Source organism: Acinetobacter kanungonis, from assembly GCF_009939195.1.
GTDB lineage: Bacteria > Pseudomonadota > Gammaproteobacteria > Pseudomonadales > Moraxellaceae > Acinetobacter > Acinetobacter kanungonis.
Genome location: NZ_JAACKC010000005.1, coordinates 82939 through 103394, shown reverse-complemented (window position 1 = coordinate 103394; position 20456 = coordinate 82939). Strand labels below are relative to the sequence as shown.

Below are 20456 nucleotides of genomic sequence, written 5' to 3'. Positions count from 1 at the left end.
AACAATCCATTCGATAAAACCCTTGTTAATATCTAACAGAATTTATAGTTCAAACATCCTAGAATGACATTTACTTTTAAGATGATTCTTACACCACGAAATATAGAATGAATAGGTACATTTATGATTAATGAAAATAAACGTGCAATTGTAGTGGGAACTTCAAGAGGCATTGGTTTAGGATTGGTTCGCGAGTTACTCAATCAAGACTGGAGTGTAATCGCGACTATTCGAGATAAAGCCCAAATACCTGATGATCTAAATCAACTACTTTTAGAGCATACCGACAAACTGGAATTGGCTGAATTGGATTTAAGCCATGTACAAACTGCCGATAGCATCATTAACAAGTATCCTGAGCATTCCATTGATCTACTCTTGGTTTCTGCGGGTATTTTAGGACCTGAACATCAACGTGTTGAGCAAAGTACGCCAAATGAAATTGCAAATCTGTTTTGGGTCAATAGCATTGCACCTGTAACCATTGCCAGAAAATTTCTGCCGCTAATGAAAGCAAACAGCGTGATTGCATTTATGAGCTCAATCATGGGCAGTGTAACTTTAAATAAAGATGGCAGTATGGAGTTGTATCGTGCTAGTAAGGCTGCACTGAACAGTATCACCCGTGGTTTTGCGCAAAATGAGGCAATTCCAGCACAAATCGGTGTCCTGAATTTACATCCAGGTTGGGTTCAAACTGAAATGGGAGGAAGTCAGGCACCTGTCACTGTGAAAGAAAGCACCACAGGAATTGTACGCGTGATAGAAGGCTTTCTTGGAAAGACTGAACAACAGTTTATAGATTTTCAGGGTAATGAAATGGCGTGGTGATCCTACGACCAAAGTGATTACAGATGTATTCATAGCAAGTCATTTTCAACATGCGAATAAAGATGAAGTCGCGGATACAGGATCAAACTGAACTTGGAGTGATCCTGTATCTGCGACTGGTTAATTTCAATCTATTCCTTTTATTGATCTGCTTTACGCAAACTCAATGCAAGTTCATCCCACCGTTGTGTCGCCGTGTCCATCGCTTGCATTTTGATATGACCAAAACCTCGTACCTCTGCGGGTAACTTCGCGATTTGTTCTGCTACAGCTAAATCATAGCGTTCAGGTGTTGTACTTATATCTTTCACAAAGGCGATATAACGATCACGCCATGCATGTTCTTTTTTACGTTCTTGCTGTAAAGCAAATGGGTCGAAGAAGGTTTCTCGGAGCCACTGAAGACGAGCAAGTATCATCATTGGAATACGCATCCAGTATCCGAAAGCACGTTTACGGATAACCCCATGAGCACCCAAAGCAGGTGGAGCTAAGTGATAGGTTAAACGTAGACCTTTACCAAACTGGGTTTCAATCGATTGTTTAAAACTTTTGCCTGTGAGTAAGCGTGCAACTTCGTATTCATCTTTATAGGCCATGACTCTATACAGCTGAGTCGCTATTGTTCCAGCTAACTCTTTTGGCAAAACTTTAGCTGCCTGTTCTACAAGGGTTCGGTACTGCGTTGCATACGCTTGGTTCCAGTATTCAACCAAACGCGCAGAGCGATCTTCAATCAGTTCGGTCAAGGTAGTTGGTGTATGCGTTGCGGGTATGCTTGCAATAATGCGTTTTGCTAAGTCTGGATCGCTAATTAAACGGCAACCGATACGGAAAGCCTCAAGGTTTTTTTCAGCAGCCGTGCCATTCAGACGAATTGCTTTTTCAATACTTTCACGCTTCAACGGAATTTGACCAGTTTGCCAAGCCATGCCAAGCAAGATCTGATTGGCAAAGATTGCATCCCCCAACACTTGTGTGGCAATTTGTATTGCAGGTAAAGAGATGAGTTTGCCTTGCGTGGTTCGACCACGAAGTCGATTAATCAAGTCCGTTATTGGTGCATGCCAATCACGAGATTCAAGGAAGGCCGAAGTAGGGGAACCATCTTCATTGACGATGACAACAGCATCTGCTTTTAAGCGTGAAAGCGCCGCATTACTCCCTGCAACGATGGCATCTGCCCCGATTAAAACATCACATTGACCCGCAGGGATTTTGGTAGCTGAGATCTGATCATCGTCTGTAGCAAGTTGGATGTAGGAATATACCGCACCTCCTTTTTGAGCAAGTCCAGCCATATCCATGATACGTACAGCTTTACCCTCTAAATGAGCCGCCATACCAAGTAAAGCACCTGCGGTCACGACCCCTGTACCGCCAACGCCACCCACCATGATATGAATCGGTTGTTGACCCAGCTCAGGGATAATTGGATTTTCTGGCCAGCCAGCGGCAATCCCTTCGAAAGTTTCTGGACGTTTCATATCGCGGGTATGTACGGTCACAAAACTTGGACAGAAACCTTCGACACAAGAAAAGTCTTTATTACAACTGCTTTGGTTAATTTGACGTTTAGTCCCTAATGCAGTTTCAACAGGTTCAACCGATAAACAGTTCGATTTTTTAGAACAGTCACCACAACCTTCACAAATCTCACTATTGATAAAAACGCGCTCTGCAACATCTGGATAAGTATTGCGTTTACGGCGACGACGTTTTTCACTGGCACAAGTTTGCACATAAATTAGCGCCGTAACACCAGAAATATCACGTAGTTTGCGTTGTACATCATCAAGTTCATTTCTGTGATAGATCTCTACATGAGATGCAACACCTTCTTCGGCATGAATTAACTCAGGTTCATCCGTAACGATGACTTGTTTGGTGATGCCTTCAGCATCAAGTTGTCGGGTTAATTGTGCCACGGTGAGATGACCATCGACATGCTGTCCACCCGTCATGGCAACAGCATCGTTATAGAGAATTTTGTAGGTGATATTGAGTTTTGCCGCGATTGCTTGGCGGATTGCAAGATAACCTGAGTGAAAATATGTTCCATCTCCCAGATTGGCAAAAATATGCTTTTCATTGGTGAAATGAGAAGCACCAGCCCAACTCACACCTTCGCCACCCATTTGTGAGAACGTTTCTGTGCCATGATTGAGTGAGACCGCAATATAATGACAACCTATCCCACCTAATGCACGACTGCCTTCAGGTAAGACCGTGGATGAATTGTGAGGACAGCCACTACAAAAGAACGGTTTGCGCTCTGCAATATCAGGTGCACGCTGGGATTCTTGCTCTGATTGTTGTAGCAGCTCAACTCTATTTTGAATTTGCGTTTTTAAGCTTTCAGGAAGATCTAGTTTTAAAAAGCGAGCTGCCAACATTTTTGCAATAGGTTCTGGCTGGTACTCAAAGTAACCCTTCAAAGGGGCTTCATCTACAGTTGTACTCCATTCACCTTTGCCATCACAGGCTTTACCGATGACACGAGGGCGTTTGTCATCTGGAAGTGCATACAATTCCTCTTTAATTTGTGCTTCTAAAATCGGGCGTTTTTCTTCAACCACGATCAATTCTTCTAAACCTTCGGCAAACTCATGCAGTCCTTGTGGCTCTAAAGGCCAAATCAAAGCAACTTGATAGACGCGTAGTCCGAGCTGTTGGGCTGTTTCACCTTCGATGCCTAATATACGTAAGGCTTCAATGGTATCTAAATAGCCTTTACCACTGGCGACAATACCAATACGGGCGTCAGGACAATGCCAAGTTACCTGATTCAGTTCATTTTCACGGGCATAAGCCAAAACCGCAGGTAGGCGATATTTATATAGACGTTCTTCTTGTTGAATCCCATGATCAGGCCAACGGATATTGACACCATCTTCAGGCATTGCGACATTTTCGGGCAATACAGGAATGACGCGATCTGAATCCACATGCACAGAAGCAGAGGTTTCAACAATTTCACTAACCAGTTTCATTGACGTCCACACACCCGCAAAGCGAGACATTGCAACAGCATGAACACCAAGATCAAGAATTTGTTGTATTGATGTTGGGTAAAAAATTGGAATGCCACAACCGATCATGACATGTTCTGACTGATGTGGAACTGTTGAGGATTTACAAGAATGGTCATCTCCAAAGAAGGCAACCACACCACCACGTTCGGATGTTCCTGCTAAATTAGCATGACGCAGAACATCTCCAGAACGGTCTACACCTGGACCTTTGCCATACCACCAAGAAGTCACACCATCATATTTTCCTTGACCTGAGAGATTGGCTTGTTGGGTACCCCAAATTGCAGTAGCAGCTAAATCTTCATTTACGCCAGGTTGAAAAACCACATGATGGTCTTTGAGTATGCCTTCTACTTGCCAGAGATAATTATCATAATTTCCGACAGGAGAACCACGATAACCCGAAATAAAGCCAGCAGTATGATAACCGTTTAAAGTATCCCGCCGTGTTTGTGCGAGTGGTAAACGCACCATTGCTTGGATACCTGTCATGTAAGCAGTACCGTCATCACTGAGATATTTATCTTCGAGTGATACATCCTTGGTTGGAATCTTATTTGGAGTAAATTTTGTAGCTATATTCATTTATTTCTCCTTGGAATTTTGTAGTCTTGCTACTTTATTTTCTCAACATCCCGTTGAATATTTGGAGTAAATGACATACTCGGAAAACGATTGATCAGTTGATTGAAGAATGAAAACTGCTCAATGTATGTACATTAATGTCATTGTGATTGATCCAGACTGGTGCAACAATGCGTAATTAAGCAAAAGATATTTACGTTATGCGCAAAAATCTTGATGGTGGATTACTTCATGCAATGCATGCTTTCCTGAAAGTCATTGATAGTGGAAGCTTTACGGCAGCTGCAGAGCAGATGGAACTAACAACAGCGCAAGTCTCTCGACTGATTAGCGAGTTAGAAGGGCGTTTAGGAACAAAATTACTACAACGAACGACCAGACAGCACGCATTGACCGATATTGGTGCAACTTATGCAGAGCAATGCCGTCAAGTGCTCGCGATGGTCGATGAAGCCGAAACTCAAGCTATGGGGAGGGCAACCAAACCGCAGGGACGGCTACGTGTTTTGAGTATGGCGAGTTTTGGTCATCATTATGTGTCCCCAGTGATGGCTGAATTCTGTGAAACCTATCCAGAGCTTACAGTTGAATACCGTACTTCACAGAATGTTCCAGATCTTTTAGGCAAAGGCATTGACGTCAGTCTGTATCTTGCGGAATCGTTGGCGGATTCAAGATTTGTTGCCCGTCAAATTGGAACCATATTTTCAGTACTTTGTGCATCACCCGCTTATTTAGAAAAATATGGTGAGCCAAAATCATTAGATGATCTACAAAAGCACGCATGTTTAAGATTAGTGAATCCATCAATTACACCGCAATGGCATCTGGTGAGTGAAAAAAGTTGTTCTTATCAAATTGATATTACAGGACCACTGATTGCAGATTCACCCGAGCTTTTACTGGATATGGTGCAGCAAGATATGGGCATTGCATTGCTGCCAACCTTTACTGTAATTGAAGCTATAAGTACTGGACGATTACGCCGTCTATTATCTGACTGGAGATCACCAGATATCGGTGTTTATACCTTATTGCCATCCCGTCATTTTATTGATGCGAAAACAAGAGCATGGTTAACGTGGGTAGAACAGCATATTTCTCCAAAAATTCAGAGTGATACTGAGTATTTTTTATAATGTTAATTGACAATTAAGATCATCATTAGGATGGTTGTTTAATCAATACTTATACTATTTTAATTAACTATTCAAATTTCTTCTTTTTATCATGTCGATAATTTTGGGTGCCAAGGCCTGTCGCCATAACATTTGAAATTGAACGTTCTATAGATGTCCGTAATCCATCGAATAATTGAACTTCATTAGATGTTTGAAGATAGTCCAATATATTTTCGCTAAAGGACTCTATGATTGCTTTGGGATTTCTGATTCTAAATTGGTCACTTTCAGCCAATTTGATGAGATGTGTAGGATCTGGAAATGCTTTACTACCAGCCAGTTTGAGTGCCATTTTATTATCAATTGATTTATAAATGAGTGTATGCGTAATATCGAAAGGTGGTGAAACAAAAATGTTCTTCATATCTGAGGAATATTGCAAAGCAAAGTTTTTAAGATGCGCGTCGCCATTACCGATTAGACAGTTGAATACGATGTATTTATACATTTTTTCAACTTCAGCTGCGCTACCCGTATATAGATAAGTTGCTTTCAACAGTGTTTCATAGCTACCAGTATATTTTGCATCTGGATCATTTGACTTTTTCATAAGTGTCGTAAAGTCTTCGTAGCCTAATTTTTTTCCATCACTGGTTTTATCAAACCGTTCTACAACATATGTTTCTAAATTTTCAGATAAGTAAGTCTTGGGTGGCTCAAGTCCACAATGCTGTGCAGCCTGCATACAAACATACTCATTGACTGTGAGTAATGGAAACTCAGAATCAAAGGACTTTACAATCAAATCCCTCTGTTGAACTGTTCTATCTGTTTGAACAGTATTCGCATTCGGAATGCTCACTTTTGGTTGCATCCCAGCCAATGAATTTCTGAGATAGTATTTTTCTAATAGTTGTGGAAAAAGGGGTTCATTGCTACGGTATAATAAAATTTCACTTAAGCTCAAAGATTCAGCTTCGGGCAAATTTAGCTCACTTTTATAAGAGAGCATTCCTATTCCTTGTTCACCTTGCAATGCCAATAAGTACATGTCATTGACTTTGGCGTATCTGGCAAGCTTTTCAGCAATAAATCGTCGATTAAAGCCTTCTGGAAGATTCTGCGCAAATATTGGGTGGAGTGAGCCTGACGAATAACCATCCATGCCTTTCCGAGTCATGGTAAGTGATACATGCTGTGTTTCTTGTGTGGGTTGATAATGGTGAACTGAACCATAGGTTAAGACACCTAGTTCAGCTTGATTGGCACACACCGTGATATTGGTTATTTTGGCTGGAAGATTGGTTTGATATTTCATTCGTCATCCTCAGCAAACATATTTTCAATCTCATCCCAATGAGGCAGTGAGTGTTGCTTAGGAGATACGTCAAACTGCAAACCAACCGCATCAAGTACACGTTCAAATATGTCAAAAGAACCCGTAAAACGTCCATTTTCGATCTCAGAGATTGTAGTTTTATTGATTCGAATCAATTCGGATAGTTTTTGCTGTGTATAGCCAAGGGCTCTTCGTTCTTTACGAATTTTTTTCCCAATTTCTACTCTACTCGCCATAGCAATTTGACCATAATATATTAGCTATATAGCTAATATATTATATTAAACATAAAAAGTTATCCATATAGCTAACATTTTATTGAGAATTCTAATGTTCACCTGAAAAAACATAAGTAAATTCAATGTGAAATACTATTTTTATATCTCACTGAGTCAAATATTCTAGATTTTCCACAAGTACTAAAGCTTAATAACAGAACGAAGGGGGGAATAGGTACTTTCCAAAAATTTCCTGCCCTTATCTAAAACTATTTAATGCAATCAATAAAATCCATCTTTATTTGTATGGTCGCGTGCTCCGCCTGAACGAAAGATGTCTGTAACACTTTGTGGCTCACATGTTTGGATATGATTTTGGGATTGATGATTTGCTTTCTAGGCTTTTTTTGTTGCTTACTTTCATTTTTTTTACAAAAACTTGATTAAGCTTGCATTAGATACCCCGAGTTAGCCACCATCTTTTCAAAACAAGCTTTTACGACTTTAGCAAAAAACTTTTAACCATTTCATATAGTCAAAAGAATAAATAGGCTACAAAGGTTCTTGTCTTTTAGTCAAATTCATCTCATGTCTGACTCGACTGATCCGATCATAAATGACTTTACGCAATCGGTTTACTACACCGAGCGGTTTATGTTCAGGTAAAGCATGCCATGGTGTAAAAGAAAGATTTTCACAAAACTTGTTCTGATCTGGCGTATCAAAAACCTGTTTAGGAATGTGAATTGTTGCCACCTGATAAAAGGGAGCTTGACTTTCCTTCCACTCAGTCATGGAGTCTTCGACAGACATGGTATTGGAGGTTCTTGCTTGTACTAGAAATTCCATACAGGCATCATTCTTTTGCAAACTATTTCGAAGTACCTCACGCAAAAAATCATGACTTGGATGATCTGGCATAGGGTCTACGTCTGCTGAGCAGGCTCGGACAGAATATTTCACTGCTTGACGATCAGCACCTAATCCCAACTGATAAGGAACCATTGACCAATATCGTGTTTGTAGCGGATTTGAAATTTTCGTTTTAAGCTTGGCCGCAATCGAGGTTCCTTTAAATCCCAGTGCAAAAGGAATATGCAATTTTTTGAAATAATTCTTGCTGTTTACATCCTGCATTAATGCGAGATAACGATCTGGGTCATTAATAAAGAAGACTGGATGATTAATCATGATGAAGTCTTGTGTAGATGCATTTTTTTCATCTTCTAAAAGTTTTTCTCCTGGTATGCCTAAAACTTTTATCGCCATCCCACGCGCATCTTTTTTAATGTCTGCTTGGCTGGCATCAGGAGATGCATTCGAGAAACGGATCCATGCCTTATAGGTCTTGCCTGGAATAAAAATTCCTTGAGCTAAATTTTTAGGAAGTTTTTTCTGTACCTGAAATTCTGCTTGTACACATCCATGTGCTTTAGGATGTGCATCACGCAGGGCTGTGCCTGCGGAATATTTTTCACGGATGGATTTTTCAATCACATCTGCAATTTTTTCAGCCGTAGCAGCTTCGTTTGGATAAAGACTTTCACTCAAACTTGAATCAATGGTCGGGTAAATTATCTTTTGAGGAGGAGGGAGCATTGTAGTATTTGTATCAGCGTGTCCCGCCGTGCAAACATTGATTATGATTGCTACAGCTAACACAGTGAACGGCAAGCGCAAGCGTTTTGATTGCATAAGATTTAGCCTCTAGCATTAGTATCATATTTAGTTTTATTCGCTGATGAGGTGAGATTTCTTAAGACTATTTAATATACAAATTATTATAATATCTGACGATTTACAAGCTCCCCAGAAGTCTAAACTCCACTTTGTACCAATCCATTGAAATAGGCTAGATCAGATAGTTTTTTGCAGTATTTTAGGTAGTAATCGCAACCTCTAACTCTCTAGAGCATTTCATACAATAATAACTCTAGTTTACTATTATAATAGTTGTATAATAGCTCTAACTGGCCATACTTTACTATTTTAATATATTTATGAATAAGTTTTGTTCAATTCAAATATTCCTAAAAAATCAATGGATCGATTGTGCAACCATTGAATTGATTGGTGACGAAGCCAAAGGCTGGAAGGCGAGTAGTGCTACGTATTATTCAATGGAACATGCTATTGAATATATGGGCTTACGTGATGGTCATGCCGTTTCAAATCATTTTCCAGTTAACCTCGAAAGTAATAATGAACCAACTTGGCCTGCATTTTTGATTGATCTCTTACCTCAAGGCTATGGTCGAAAAGAGCTATTAAGAAGGTTAGGACGACCAGAATATGAAGAAGAGTCCGCTGACTGGTCCTTACTGAGAATTGGTGCGAGTAACCCAATTGGAAATTTAAGAATCAAAGAAGCTCATGAATGGCTTTTACAGCAATATTCTGATCAATTGGTTCAAGGGTTTTCATTACAGGAGATTATTGAACGTAGTGATGATTTTCTAGAATCTTTGGCTTCTTTTGGGCTGTTCATTTCAGGATCTTCTGGTGTTCAAGGTGAATGGCCAAAACTCTTAATGACTCAAGGCAAGGATGGTTTATTTTATTTAGATCATGCGCTACCTGATATGGAAGCAAAACAACATTGGCTCATCAAATTTAGCCGAGGTACAGATGAGCGGCTGAATAAAATTTTGAATCAAGAAGCCTTGTATATGCAATTGGCTGAATATCTAGGTTTACGTGTTTTTAAAGAGCTTGAGTTACATGGTAGAACCTTATTCATTCCACGATTCGACCGCCAAGTGACGGATCAAGGTGTTGAACGAATCGCACAAGAAAGTCTTGCTGCATTTAGCGGAAAAGTTGGCTTTGGCGTGACGATGACCCATAACGAAGTCTGCAGTGTAATCATGCAGAACTGTACCCATCCAGAGCAAGAGATTATTGAATACATTAAACGAGATTTAGCCAATATTGCATTGGGTAATAAGGATAACCATACCCGAAATACCGCATTTCAACGATTAACGAATGGTGAAATACGTTTATCACCTTTATTTGATTTTGCACCGATGTGGTTACATCCAGACGGAATCGCAAGATGTACACGATGGAAGAAAGATGATAATCAATGGGCTTCTATTGCCAATCAACTTACTGAATGTACAACGTTATCTATTGATCAAGTCAAAGCATTATTTTCAGAACAATTGCCGCTATATCAAGGTTTGTTAGATAAGATGCGGGCCATTGGGATTGATGCTGAGATTATAGAAAATAGTGCACATCGTATTCAGAATATCTGCAATCAATTGAAGGAGATTGGTCATGGATAAACGTTTCACTCCTTTATCGCAAATAGAACAAATCAAAAAAAGACAATATGTCTTAGAGACGATTCAGCAAAATCCTGATTGGCCGATCAATGTTGTCGCCAAATTCATTCGAACTGAATTGCATCTCACCTTATCGGATATGGCAAAAATCACAAAAATTTCATTGCAGACCTTACAAAATCTAGAGAAACCAGAGGCAAATCCCACATTAGAAACCATCTATAAGTTGCTCAATGCATTCGGGTTAAAGCTATTGATTGTAAAAAAATGAAAAAAATAAAATTTTTAACTATGTAAGACCTGATTCCACAAGTGATCAATTGGAGTTTTAAAATGGTTAGAAGTTTTATTTCATTCGCTTCATTCAACCTGAATACTGGCTAAGGACGCAAAATTTCAGCAGGCTAGGGAACAGGGGTTAATATGAGAATTTATAAGTGACCTCGAAAATCAAAAAGCATTTCTTGTGCTGTAGGGGTTCTAGGGTAATCACAGATCAGCATTCGTCCTGATTTTCTTATGTTTTTTGCTTAATTTGGTTTGATGCGTATAAATACCAGTTCATCTGGTTCATTGCGGTGATTGATCTCACAAATCATGATTGTCTGATGTTTTTCAATAATCTTGTACTTTGGAAAGGTTTTTTTAACAAGTTCTTTAAGTGGCAATTTACTGTTAGAGAGTTTTTTCTGCGGTCTTTTAATTTTCATAATTGCATATAACGCTGTAGCAAGACCAATTATTAGGACTAAGAATATAACCAGTTCCATTGTATGTACCTGTAATAAATATTAAGCTCGAATTTTAGTCTTAACTGGCGAAGTTTGTTAAGTCTAAAATTGAGCATTTATAGGCGTAAATAAGATGCCGGTAAAAGTTAATCGACACATCTCCAAAACCAGCTTTTACGACTGCAAAAAAGGTGTGTTGTTTAAATCAGATTATGTTTTTATGCGCGAGTCACTGGTGAAGAACTATCTCGATCAGATCAGAGAGCTTGATTCAGACAATCACGAAGAAATAGATCAATTGAAATTATTGTTTATCAAATTGGATCATTATATCCAGCGCATGAGATAGCTTGAGATTTCGTCATAACGAATATTATGTTCATTCACGTACTCAGCATCATGAATATAATTTTGCAGATTCATGATGCTGAGCTGTAGCAACAACTGTGTTGTGTAGGCTACAGTCTTGGATACGTTATTTAACATAATATACATTATACGAAATCAACATAATCTAACTACATAAGCTTCAAATACGCGACCTTGCGTAAACAAGATCGCCGTACATCATCGTTTACGCTTTCAAAAAGTTTTGTATCTCAAGCAACACTTCATCTGTTTTCTCAGCATGCAACCAATGCCCAGCATTTAAAATTTCTTTAACTTCCGCATTTGGGAATTGCTGCTGAATCGCCTCGAAATGCTCTGGCTTATGTATATATGGAGACACACCACCGCGCAGGAACAATACTGGGTTGGTATATGGACTTATTTCATTCCACGACAATATTTCTGAGTAATGTGCAAAAATCGCATTTAAATTAAAGCGCCATTTACCTTGCGTAAATGATTTCAATAAAAACTGAATAACCATATCCTCACGCACAAATTGCTTCATGATTTCAGTCGCTTGCAAACGAGATTGTGGTGCAGCTTCCTGTACAGCAAATAATGCTTTAAAAATTTGCTCATGATGATTTTCTTGATAAGCAGAAGGCGTAATATCCAATACAATCAGGCGCACAACACGATTTTCAGCCTTCTCCGCCACCTTCATGCTGATTTTTCCGCCCATGGAATGCCCAATAAGGGAAAATTTTTGGATATTCAGTTCATCTAAGGTGTCTAAGACATCTTGTGCCATCAAATCATAGTTCATCTGTGCACTGTGCTCAGATAAGCCATGATTACGCACATCTAGCTGTATTACAGTACGTTGATCAAAAGCCCGAGCCAACATGCCCAGATTGCTTAAACTGCCAAATAAGCCATGGATAAGTACAATCGGTTCTAAATCGCTTGGTTGCTCTGCTTGCTGTATTTGATAATTAAGAATCATGGTGCTTCTATCAGGTATTTTTATATATAGTGGCTTTTCAATATAAAATAATCAATAAATTCGCTTAGGCTATTTATATAAGCACAAAAAAATCAGGGCAATAGCGGTGTATTATCCTGATTTTTTTGTTTATTTAATATTTATGCTTTAGCTTTGAAAAAATTAAATGGAATTTTCAAGTAACGAACCCCATTGATTTCTGGCTCTGGAAAGTGTCCAGCATACATATTGATTTGTATAGAAGGTAAAATCAGTTTGGGCATCGCCAAAGTTGCATCGCGTTGATTACGCATTTGGACAAAATCTGCTTTTTCAGTACCTGCATGAATATGAATATTATTCTGTTTTTGTTCCGCAATAGTGGTTTCATAAACAAAATGATCGCGACCTTCAGGCAAATAATCGTGGCATAAGAACACTCGGGTTTTATCATCTAAAGCATATAATTTTTGTACCGAATCATACAGAATGTCCGCGCTGCCTTTAGGAAAATCACAGCGTGCCGTACCATAATCAGGCATAAATAGCGTGTCACCAACAAATACAGCATCACCAATTACATAGCTTAGACACGCTGGCGTATGCCCAGGTGTTGGAATGTTATACGCCTGTAACTCGCCAATTTTGAAATGCTCGCCATCCTTAAACAAATAATCAAATGAGCATGTTGAATTAAAATGTTTAGGCTCGATATGATAAATCGCTGTAAAAGTATCCTGCACAATCGCTATTTTTTCACTCATCGCGACCACTCCCCCCACCTGCTGTTTCAGGTATTGAGAAGCGGTCATGTGATCTGCATGAACGTGCGTTTCGAGGATCCATGTTACGCTTAGGCTATTTTGGTGAATATAGGCAATAATTTCATCAGCCGAAGTTGTATTGGTTGTTGCAGATGCAGCGTCATAATTCAGTACACTATCTATAATTGCGCATTGCTGACTAGCTGGATCACTCACCACATAGCTAAAAGTATTGGTTTCCTTTTCAAAAAAAGCTTTTACAACGGGCTGATTTATCATAATTTTGCTCCCAATGTTTTGTTATACACAATAACACCGATCGCCATCGCAATAATGAAATAAAACGCCTGATAATGACCTAAACCTACCAAGGTAAGACTTGGAGCTGGGCAAATACCTGCCAATCCCCAACCAATACCAAAAATCGCACTACCTGTGATTAACTTAGGGTCAAGTTGCGTGTTTTTAGGCAATAAAATCGGCTCATTAAATACCGTTTTAGGCGCTTGCTGTTTTGATAATACTTGAAATGGTATGAATGCCACCGCAATTGCACCCATCATCACAAAAGCCAAACTTGCATCCCAAGTTCCAAATACATCAAGAAAATTCAGTACTTTTTGTGGATTCGCCATACCCGAGAACATTAAACCTGTGGCAAATAAACCACCAAAAATAAAGGCAAATATATTTTTCATGTTTATGCTCCCAAAATATGACGCATTACAAACACTGTCACGGCGCCAGCAAGCATAAAGGTTGCTGTTGCAATAAGTGATCGTTTCGATAAACGGCTAATCCCGCAAATACCGTGACCACTGGTACATCCAGAACCGAGTCGCGTGCCAAATCCAACCAACAAACCCGCTAAAATCATAATGAACGGTGAACTTTCAATCTGAATCTGCGGTTGCATAAATGCCCCATACGCAAATGGCACGATAATGAGTCCCAATAAGAACCAAATTGCGGGTGTACTGAATAAGGTTTTCGGGCTAAGTACTTGTGAAATCAGGCCGCTAATTCCTGCAATACGACCATTGACCCACAAATAACCCACGGCGGATACACCAAGCAGTGTTCCACCGATAAAAGCGGTTAGGTAGTCATGCATTTTCTGCGTTCCATTTAAAACAATATATGTTTTTATAATATGTTTATTTATAAATTATTCAAGTGCAATTTTGTATGAATTTTACGCAAGCTCTCCTTTCGAATTCGATTAAGACTCTATCTACAAACCATTTAGGCAATTCTTCCAAAACAGGATTCAATTTTAGCGTTTCAGCTTGCTCAATTTTGGCAAGAAATGCTGTATTCCCTCCATTCAAGGAATGATTAAAAAATACGTACGGTCTGTTGCATCAACTACCAGCATCAACGAATCTACACTTCTATAATAACGCTCATGAATCTTATGTTCAGGTGCGACTTTATCTTAATACCTTTCATTGGGCGGTCTATCTATCACCGATCCATGAATTATACTAAAAATGAATACTTTCAAGATTATCTTGAATGATATTCAGCCATGCTCTTGTCGCGGGTGTCATTGTGACACTACTATTCCAAGCCATCTTTAAATTCCAATTGATATTCGGCTCTGTAAGCAAGGCAATATGAAACTCTTCACTATTCAATCGCTCACAATAGGCTTGTGGCAGTAAGGCAATTCCAACGTTAGATTCCACCAACTTGGCAATAAAGTCCCATTGGCTACTGCGACATGCCACTTTCGGCTCGAAACCCACCGACTGCGCAGCCTGTATAATCACATTGTTCAGGGTAAAGGTATTGGCATATAGCAGAAAGGACTCTTCCTGGAGCTCAATCAGTTTAATTTGTACTTTTTTACGCCAATGCGAGTTTTTCTTTGCCAATAGACAAATTGGAGAGTTAATAATTTCAAAACCGCTGAGTAAGGGTTTTAAATCCCCCATCACAACACCCGCATCCACCTCTTTACGGAGTATTGCTTCTTCGATGCCCGTAGCCCCAACTTCCAGAAAATTCAGCTCGATATGCGGATACTGACTATGAAATTTGGCAATCACGGTACTCAACATCATGGCCGCCAAAGGCGGTAACCCAATAGTCAACTTGCCTTTCTTTAAACCTCTTACTTGCGTCACCGTATCCAAAATACGCTGCTGCTCATTCAAGATAATTAAAGCATGCTCATACACCTGCTGCCCCACATAGGTCAGTGCGACCCCGCGCTTCCTTCCAGCTTCGCCTTTATGCAACAGCATAACGCCTAATTGCTCTTCTAGAGCACGCATCGCCTTGCTGATGGTTGGTTGGGTTAAATTCAGCTGTTCCGCAGCTACAGTGAAACTCTGGGTTTCTACAAGCGTGACAAAAATCTGCAGGCTTTTGATATCCACATTAAATATTCCATATTTGCATAATTATTTTTTTATTATTCATAATTAAAATAGCAGGTCAATTCTACAATAAAAACCTGTTGATTAGACTTGTTTATGTCATGTCCTCTCCCACTGCTTCAAAAATACAGTATGTTCTGAAAGTCACTGCTCAATTGCTCTTTCTAATTGGGCTGTGGTGGATCAGTGCCTTGATCCAACAATATTTCCATCTCCCCATTTCTGCGGGCGTGATTGGACTCATTCTGCTTCTATTTGCCCTGATGTCTGGCATGATGAAATTGATGTGGATTAAATCAGGCGCAGATTTCATTCTTGCCGAATTGGTGTTGATGTTTATTCCCTGTGTGGTGGGCTTGGTCAAATATAAGCAGCTTTTTATCACACAAGGCTGGCAGCTCATTCTTGCAGTTGTGTTGGGAACTCTCTGCGTTATGGTAATGACCGCCTACAGTGTGCACTTTGGTTTTAAGCTCGAACGTAAACTACAGCAAAAGCAAAATCATCGTCAGTCTAAAGTGGAAGCACACTCATGAACATCACGGCGCTCTTGTGTTTCATTGCCACCATTATTGGGTACATCTTGGCGAAAAAGCTTTATCGTCGTTATCCCTATATGTTGCTCTCCCCTGCAATGCTGGTCCCATTTGTCCTGATTTTGATCTTATTGGGCTTTCATATCTCCTATGACACCTATATGACCGATAATCACTGGATTGTCTGGATGCTTGGACCAGCAACTATCGCCTTTGCAATTCCCATCTATGAATACCGCCAGTTAATTCGCGCTCATCTGTTTTCAATCAGTCAGGGTATTGTCATTGGAATGAGTGCTGGTGTAATCAGTGCCTTTTATTTGGCGAAACTGTTTCATTTTGACAGCCAAACCACTTATAGCCTCATGTCCCGCTCTATCTCTACCCCCTTTGCCATGGAACTGACCTCGCATATTGGCGGCTCAGTTGAACTGGTGATTTTATTTACCATGATTACAGGGATTGCAGGCGTACTTTTGGGAGATACTGTTTTACTGCTGTTAAAACTGAACTCTGCCTTTGCACAAGGCGCTTCGCTAGGCAATGCCGCACATGGCTTTGGCACCAGTAAGGCATTTATGCGGCATCATGAAGAAGGTGTGATTGCTTCCTTAACCATGGTTTTGGCAGGTGTGTTTATGGTGATCCTCGGACCAAGCTTAATTCATATCGTCATGCGCTGCTTAGGCTAATTTTTGGATCAAGAATCCTTAAAACAGTGTGCCTATCGGTAGATAACTCAGACCAATGACAAATGCCAGTAAACAAACTGTTTCACTCAGCTCGATACTGGCGCCAATGGTATCTCCTGTAATGCCGCCTAGACGTTGCAGGAACTTAGTACGTAGGTAGATGAATGCTAAAACCCATGCCAGCCCAGTAAGCAGACCCAAGCCTAAGAAATACATAACAAGACTTAGACTCAACCCAATAACCCAATAGACACGGCGCTTAGGTAAATGCGCAGCAATACTCGAACCTAAACCATTGGAACGCACATACGGTGTACTCACAAAGAGTCCCAAAGCAATGGTTCGCCCAAGCACAGGAAACAGCAATAAAGCGAGTGCTGCTTTCTCTTCAAGCAATACATACAGCGCTGCCCATTTTAAGACACAGACAATAATTAAACTCAGCACCCCAATTGGACCACAACTCGGGTCTTTCATAATCTTAAGGGTACGCTCTTTATCGCCAAAGCCTCCTACCCATGCATCTGCGGTATCCGCCAAGCCATCCAGATGCAATCCACCTGTGAGCCAGATCCAAAGCACCAGAATCAGGCTGGAAAGCAAAACTGTAGGCAATCCAGACAGCAATAGCGCCACAATATATAAGATCAGCCCAATGATTAAACCGACCACAGGATAGAATAAAATCGAATTTGCATTCTGCTGAGACGTCGGCATTTCTTTCAGTTGAACTCGTAACGTAGTCAAGAACTGCAAAGCAATCAGAAATGGAGTCATGTTAACTCCTGCAAAGCTAAGGTCTGTGTAAGCGTATCCCAGTGGAAAGAGCTGAGCTGCCCCAATTCAGCCGTCATTTTCAACACATCATCCAAGGGGTGCTGTAACACCATACACTTTAACAGTTTAATTACCCCGCCATGCGTGACCACCAATGCTGATTGCCAACCCTTACATTGCATCTGCTGTTGTATCTCCGTCATTGCTTGACTAACTCTGAGATGGAACTGCTGCATGCTTTCTGCATTGGGAAGTATGATCTGCGTAGGTTTTTGCCAAAAGTCTGCCAAAGTTTCAGGAAATTGTTCATACAATTGTTGGATCGACTGTCCTTCCCAATCGCCAAAATGCATTTCTTGCAGACTTTGATCCAGTACGAGTGGGATATCCCGTTCCCTGACGATGTGTTCCGCAAATATACGACAGCGCTGTAAGGGCGAGGAAAAGACCACATCCCAGTGCTGAGGCGAAGGTAAAGACTGAGTTTGAGATTGATCTATACTATTGAGCATCTGTTGCCAACCTTGTGTCGTCAGAGCATCATCCAGTGAACCACGTAGGGTATGACTCAGTTCACTTTCCCCATGTCGTAATAGATCAATCTGCAAATGCATGTCTAATCCCCTAGATTTTCTCACCAATCACGGCGGCTTCAGCAAATGTCGCCATTTGATTATGTAAGTGGCATGCCAGTTTGATGATCCCCAGTGCTGCACCTGCACCGCTGGCTTCACCCAAACGTAGATTCAGTTTTAAAATCGGTTCTGCATTTAACTCTTGCAATAAACGTTGATGTCCATATTCGGCAGATTGATGCCCAAACAGCATCCATTCACGTACCGCAGGATTGAGTTTGACTGTAACCAGTGCAGCAGCCGTACTGATAAAGCCATCCACCACCATTGGCATACCCAATTGCGCACAGCGAATATAAGCGCCAACCATTGCGGCAATTTCTAAACCGCCGACTGCACAAAGTGCTTTAAAGGCATCTTGCTGCACATATTCACGATGTAATGCCACGGCACAATCAATTACTTGTTTTTTATGTGCTAACTGCTCTGCACGAATGCCTGTTCCTACACCTGTCAGTTGTTCCGCTGCTTCACTCAGTAACATACATGCCAAAGCTGAAGCCGAACAGGTATTGCCAATGCCCATTTCACCCGCCACATAAATAGAAGCATGTTCCTGTACGGCACGTTCTACACTTTGCTGGCCCAATTCCATGGCCGCAATACACTGTGCTTCAGTCATAGCAGGCTGTTGAGCAAAATTGGCTGTACCTGGGGCAATACAATGCGTCTCTACATTCGGATATTGATAAGCATCACCCACCGTACCGCAATCAATCACTTGTAAAGTTGCGGCATACTCTTTGGCAATCACACTAATACACGCACCACCCGTGGTAAAATTCAGCAACATTTGACGCGTGACCGCTTGAGGATAAGCCGAGATATTTTCTTCCATCACCCCATGATCGCCAGCAAAAATGCTAATCCACGGCGCTTGAATATCGGGTTGATCGGTATTTTGTAAACTAGCCAATAAAACTGCGATACTCTCTAACTCAGACAAAGAGCCAGTGGGCTTAGTAAGTTGTAACTGGCGCGCTTCTGCACGTTGTTTTGCTGCATCATTCGGCTGTTGACACGCCTCTAACCACCAACTCATGATTTGTCTCCTTTTAATTGCATTGATAATCCCGCCACACAGAACACCACCTTATCGGCAAGTTGTGCCAGTTGTTGATGCAGTCGCCCTGATTCATCCACAAATTTACGACTCAGCTCGCCCATAGGCACAACCCCTAAGCCTGTTTCATTACTCACCAGAATAATGGTGGAAGATAAAGTCGGTAAAACTTCAAGTAATTTCTGCATTTGTTGGGACAGTAAGTTTGGATCATCAGCCAGTAACAGATTGGTCATCCATAAGGTCAGACAATCCACCAGAATCAACTGTTCTGGTGCATCAATCCGCTGCAAACAATCGGCTAGATACAGCGGCTCTTCGCTGAGTTGCCAATGAGCAGGTCGCTGTGCTTGATGATGTTGAATCCGCAGCTGCATTTCAGCATCTAAGGCCTGAGCCGTTGCTACGTAGTGAACCTGAAGTCCCGAATCTTGTGCAGTCTGTTCAGCCAAACGACTTTTACCTGAACGGGCACCCCCTAATATGAGTTGCAACATACGTCACCTAATGAAATGCTATGTAGAGCATGTAAAGGACCTTGTAATTCTTGTGCCTGATAATAACCAAACTTGATCTGACTAACGTCAATTTCAAACTGCCGCGCAGGAAATGCCGCCATTTTGTCTAAAATGCATTGGCTAGGAAATGCAGCGTTATATAAACCCACGGTAATATGCGGACAATAGCCTAAAGCCGCGACTTCATCACTAAACTGAGCACATTGCGTTCTGATATGTTCTAAAGCCGAGTCTGTATCAATGACTTCAAGATATAAAGCACTACTGAAACTATTCAGACCGCCGATTTGAAGTTTAATTTTTTGAGATTGATGTGATTTTAAGCGTTGATATTGTTGTTGAAATTGGGCTTGAGTGAAATCATCATCAAAATTTGCCTGCTCTGTAGTTAAAAAACCACAAATAAACAGGGTGATATGAAACTGACGCGTATTGGGAAGGAGTAAATATTCGGAGAAAAAAGTTTGGACTTGATTAAGATACGAAATCAAATCTGGATTTTGAATTTCGATATACCACAACGCATACTGTTCCCGACCATGATGCCATTCTGGATAATCACGGCGAATCGTTGGAACAACATGACGTATGTGATTTAAAAACACGTTTAATA

At 40.6% G+C, this 20456-nt stretch carries 21 protein-coding genes; 6 read left to right on the top strand and 15 right to left on the bottom strand.

What is annotated here, in order from left to right; translation table 11 throughout:
* Positions 1-123: 123 nt before the first annotated feature.
* On the top strand, positions 124-831 hold the full coding sequence (locus GWK51_RS11370; RefSeq protein WP_171519174.1) for an SDR family oxidoreductase: 708 nt from the start codon (positions 124-126) through the stop codon (positions 829-831).
* A gap of 140 nt (positions 832-971) precedes the next feature.
* Here GWK51_RS11370 and GWK51_RS11365 read toward each other — a convergent pair whose 3' ends face one another.
* A complete protein-coding gene (locus tag GWK51_RS11365) occupies positions 972-4451 on the bottom strand; it encodes an indolepyruvate ferredoxin oxidoreductase family protein (protein WP_161933785.1) in 3480 nt (1159 codons plus the stop codon).
* A gap of 200 nt (positions 4452-4651) precedes the next feature.
* Between GWK51_RS11365 and GWK51_RS11360 the strand changes: the two genes are divergently transcribed.
* Positions 4652-5590 carry a LysR family transcriptional regulator gene (locus tag GWK51_RS11360; RefSeq protein WP_100240753.1) on the top strand — a complete coding sequence of 313 codons (939 nt, stop codon included), beginning with the start codon at positions 4652-4654 and terminating at the stop codon, positions 5588-5590.
* Positions 5591-5657: 67 nt separating this feature from the next.
* Here the strand turns inward: GWK51_RS11360 and GWK51_RS11355 are convergent, their stop codons facing one another.
* The 3 genes from GWK51_RS11355 to GWK51_RS11345 all read right to left on the bottom strand — a co-directional run bounded on the left by GWK51_RS11355 (position 5658) and on the right by GWK51_RS11345 (position 8824).
* A complete protein-coding gene (locus GWK51_RS11355) occupies positions 5658-6890 on the bottom strand; it encodes a type II toxin-antitoxin system HipA family toxin (RefSeq protein ID WP_161933784.1) in 1233 nt (410 codons plus the stop codon).
* Positions 6887-7147 carry a helix-turn-helix domain-containing protein gene (locus GWK51_RS11350; protein ID WP_161933783.1) on the bottom strand — a complete coding sequence of 87 codons (261 nt, stop codon included), beginning with the start codon at positions 7145-7147 and terminating at the stop codon, positions 6887-6889. The genes GWK51_RS11355 and GWK51_RS11350 overlap by 4 nt, the downstream gene beginning before the upstream one ends.
* Positions 7148-7681: 534 nt before the next feature.
* Positions 7682-8824 (bottom strand): catalase family protein, encoded by a 1143-nt coding sequence (locus tag GWK51_RS11345; protein WP_161933782.1) that lies wholly within the window; start codon positions 8822-8824, stop codon positions 7682-7684.
* Between the two features lie 305 nt (positions 8825-9129).
* Here GWK51_RS11345 and GWK51_RS11340 point away from each other — a divergent pair, with 305 nt between their 5' ends.
* A complete protein-coding gene (locus GWK51_RS11340; protein ID WP_161933781.1) occupies positions 9130-10422 on the top strand; it encodes a type II toxin-antitoxin system HipA family toxin in 1293 nt (430 codons plus the stop codon).
* Positions 10415-10693: a helix-turn-helix domain-containing protein gene (locus tag GWK51_RS11335; protein ID WP_100240750.1), complete on the top strand. Its 279-nt coding sequence runs from the start codon at positions 10415-10417 to the stop codon at positions 10691-10693. Before GWK51_RS11340 ends, GWK51_RS11335 begins: the two co-directional genes overlap by 8 nt.
* Before the next feature lie 259 nt (positions 10694-10952).
* Here GWK51_RS11335 and GWK51_RS16760 read toward each other — a convergent pair whose 3' ends face one another.
* The 6 genes from GWK51_RS16760 to GWK51_RS11305 form a co-directional block, all read right to left on the bottom strand.
* Positions 10953-11192, bottom strand: coding sequence for a hypothetical protein (locus tag GWK51_RS16760; protein ID WP_328703738.1), 240 nt, complete (start codon positions 11190-11192; stop codon positions 10953-10955).
* A 535-nt stretch (positions 11193-11727) separates the two neighbouring features.
* Positions 11728-12492, bottom strand: coding sequence for an alpha/beta fold hydrolase (locus tag GWK51_RS11325; RefSeq protein ID WP_161933780.1), 765 nt, complete (start codon positions 12490-12492; stop codon positions 11728-11730).
* A 140-nt stretch (positions 12493-12632) separates the two neighbouring features.
* Positions 12633-13511 (bottom strand): MBL fold metallo-hydrolase, encoded by an 879-nt coding sequence (locus GWK51_RS11320; protein ID WP_161933903.1) that lies wholly within the window; start codon positions 13509-13511, stop codon positions 12633-12635.
* Entirely contained in the window at positions 13511-13933 is a 423-nt protein-coding gene (locus GWK51_RS11315) for a YeeE/YedE family protein (protein WP_161933779.1), read from the bottom strand. The genes GWK51_RS11320 and GWK51_RS11315 overlap by 1 nt, the downstream gene beginning before the upstream one ends.
* 2 nt (positions 13934-13935) lie before the next feature.
* Positions 13936-14349: a YeeE/YedE family protein gene (locus GWK51_RS11310; protein WP_142768812.1), complete on the bottom strand. Its 414-nt coding sequence runs from the start codon at positions 14347-14349 to the stop codon at positions 13936-13938.
* A 373-nt stretch (positions 14350-14722) separates the two neighbouring features.
* Positions 14723-15622: a LysR family transcriptional regulator gene (locus GWK51_RS11305; protein WP_161933778.1), complete on the bottom strand. Its 900-nt coding sequence runs from the start codon at positions 15620-15622 to the stop codon at positions 14723-14725.
* A 101-nt stretch (positions 15623-15723) separates the two neighbouring features.
* On the opposite strand from GWK51_RS11305, the gene GWK51_RS11300 reads away from it, so the two are divergent.
* Both GWK51_RS11300 and GWK51_RS11295 read left to right on the top strand, forming a co-directional pair.
* Positions 15724-16158 carry a CidA/LrgA family protein gene (locus GWK51_RS11300; RefSeq protein WP_161933777.1) on the top strand — a complete coding sequence of 145 codons (435 nt, stop codon included), beginning with the start codon at positions 15724-15726 and terminating at the stop codon, positions 16156-16158.
* Positions 16155-16850 (top strand): LrgB family protein, encoded by a 696-nt coding sequence (locus GWK51_RS11295; protein ID WP_161933776.1) that lies wholly within the window; start codon positions 16155-16157, stop codon positions 16848-16850. Before GWK51_RS11300 ends, GWK51_RS11295 begins: the two co-directional genes overlap by 4 nt.
* 18 nt (positions 16851-16868) lie before the next feature.
* Here GWK51_RS11295 and GWK51_RS11290 read toward each other — a convergent pair whose 3' ends face one another.
* Genes GWK51_RS11290 through GWK51_RS11270 form a run of 5 tightly spaced genes read right to left on the bottom strand, consistent with a single transcriptional unit; the run spans position 16869 to position 20448 of the window.
* Positions 16869-17627, bottom strand: coding sequence for an adenosylcobinamide-GDP ribazoletransferase (locus GWK51_RS11290; RefSeq protein ID WP_161933775.1), 759 nt, complete (start codon positions 17625-17627; stop codon positions 16869-16871).
* Complete coding sequence (locus GWK51_RS11285; RefSeq protein WP_161933774.1) at positions 17624-18241, bottom strand: histidine phosphatase family protein; 618 nt, start codon at positions 18239-18241, stop codon at positions 17624-17626. Before GWK51_RS11285 ends, GWK51_RS11290 begins: the two co-directional genes overlap by 4 nt.
* A gap of 10 nt (positions 18242-18251) precedes the next feature.
* Positions 18252-19304, bottom strand: coding sequence for a nicotinate-nucleotide--dimethylbenzimidazole phosphoribosyltransferase (cobT, locus tag GWK51_RS11280; RefSeq protein WP_161933773.1), 1053 nt, complete (start codon positions 19302-19304; stop codon positions 18252-18254).
* The gene (gene cobU, locus GWK51_RS11275; RefSeq protein ID WP_161933772.1) at positions 19301-19822 is read right to left on the bottom strand and encodes a bifunctional adenosylcobinamide kinase/adenosylcobinamide-phosphate guanylyltransferase; all 522 of its coding nucleotides are present in this window, start codon (positions 19820-19822) and stop codon (positions 19301-19303) included. The genes cobT and cobU overlap by 4 nt, the downstream gene beginning before the upstream one ends.
* Positions 19804-20448: a 2'-5' RNA ligase family protein gene (locus tag GWK51_RS11270; protein WP_161933771.1), complete on the bottom strand. Its 645-nt coding sequence runs from the start codon at positions 20446-20448 to the stop codon at positions 19804-19806. Before GWK51_RS11270 ends, cobU begins: the two co-directional genes overlap by 19 nt.
* Positions 20449-20456: the final 8 nt, after the last annotated feature.

Excerpts from the sequence above, each read along its gene's own strand:
- GWK51_RS11370 (WP_171519174.1), top strand. The coding sequence starts at position 124 with ATGATTAATGAAAATAAACGTGCAATTGTAGTGGGAACTTCAAGAGGC.
- GWK51_RS11365 (WP_161933785.1), bottom strand. The coding sequence starts at position 4,451 with ATGAATATAGCTACAAAATTTACTCCAAATAAGATTCCAACCAAGGAT.
- GWK51_RS11360 (WP_100240753.1), top strand. The coding sequence starts at position 4,652 with ATGCGCAAAAATCTTGATGGTGGATTACTTCATGCAATGCATGCTTTC.
- GWK51_RS11355 (WP_161933784.1), bottom strand. The coding sequence starts at position 6,890 with ATGAAATATCAAACCAATCTTCCAGCCAAAATAACCAATATCACGGTG.
- GWK51_RS11350 (WP_161933783.1), bottom strand. The coding sequence starts at position 7,147 with ATGGCGAGTAGAGTAGAAATTGGGAAAAAAATTCGTAAAGAACGAAGA.
- GWK51_RS11345 (WP_161933782.1), bottom strand. The coding sequence starts at position 8,824 with ATGCAATCAAAACGCTTGCGCTTGCCGTTCACTGTGTTAGCTGTAGCA.
- GWK51_RS11340 (WP_161933781.1), top strand. The coding sequence starts at position 9,130 with ATGAATAAGTTTTGTTCAATTCAAATATTCCTAAAAAATCAATGGATC.
- GWK51_RS11335 (WP_100240750.1), top strand. The coding sequence starts at position 10,415 with ATGGATAAACGTTTCACTCCTTTATCGCAAATAGAACAAATCAAAAAA.
- GWK51_RS16760 (WP_328703738.1), bottom strand. The coding sequence starts at position 11,192 with ATGGAACTGGTTATATTCTTAGTCCTAATAATTGGTCTTGCTACAGCG.
- GWK51_RS11325 (WP_161933780.1), bottom strand. The coding sequence starts at position 12,492 with ATGATTCTTAATTATCAAATACAGCAAGCAGAGCAACCAAGCGATTTA.
- GWK51_RS11315 (WP_161933779.1), bottom strand. The coding sequence starts at position 13,933 with ATGAAAAATATATTTGCCTTTATTTTTGGTGGTTTATTTGCCACAGGT.
- GWK51_RS11310 (WP_142768812.1), bottom strand. The coding sequence starts at position 14,349 with ATGCATGACTACCTAACCGCTTTTATCGGTGGAACACTGCTTGGTGTA.
- GWK51_RS11300 (WP_161933777.1), top strand. The coding sequence starts at position 15,724 with ATGTCCTCTCCCACTGCTTCAAAAATACAGTATGTTCTGAAAGTCACT.
- GWK51_RS11295 (WP_161933776.1), top strand. The coding sequence starts at position 16,155 with ATGAACATCACGGCGCTCTTGTGTTTCATTGCCACCATTATTGGGTAC.
- GWK51_RS11290 (WP_161933775.1), bottom strand. The coding sequence starts at position 17,627 with ATGACTCCATTTCTGATTGCTTTGCAGTTCTTGACTACGTTACGAGTT.
- GWK51_RS11285 (WP_161933774.1), bottom strand. The coding sequence starts at position 18,241 with ATGCATTTGCAGATTGATCTATTACGACATGGGGAAAGTGAACTGAGT.
- cobT (WP_161933773.1), bottom strand. The coding sequence starts at position 19,304 with ATGAGTTGGTGGTTAGAGGCGTGTCAACAGCCGAATGATGCAGCAAAA.
- cobU (WP_161933772.1), bottom strand. The coding sequence starts at position 19,822 with ATGTTGCAACTCATATTAGGGGGTGCCCGTTCAGGTAAAAGTCGTTTG.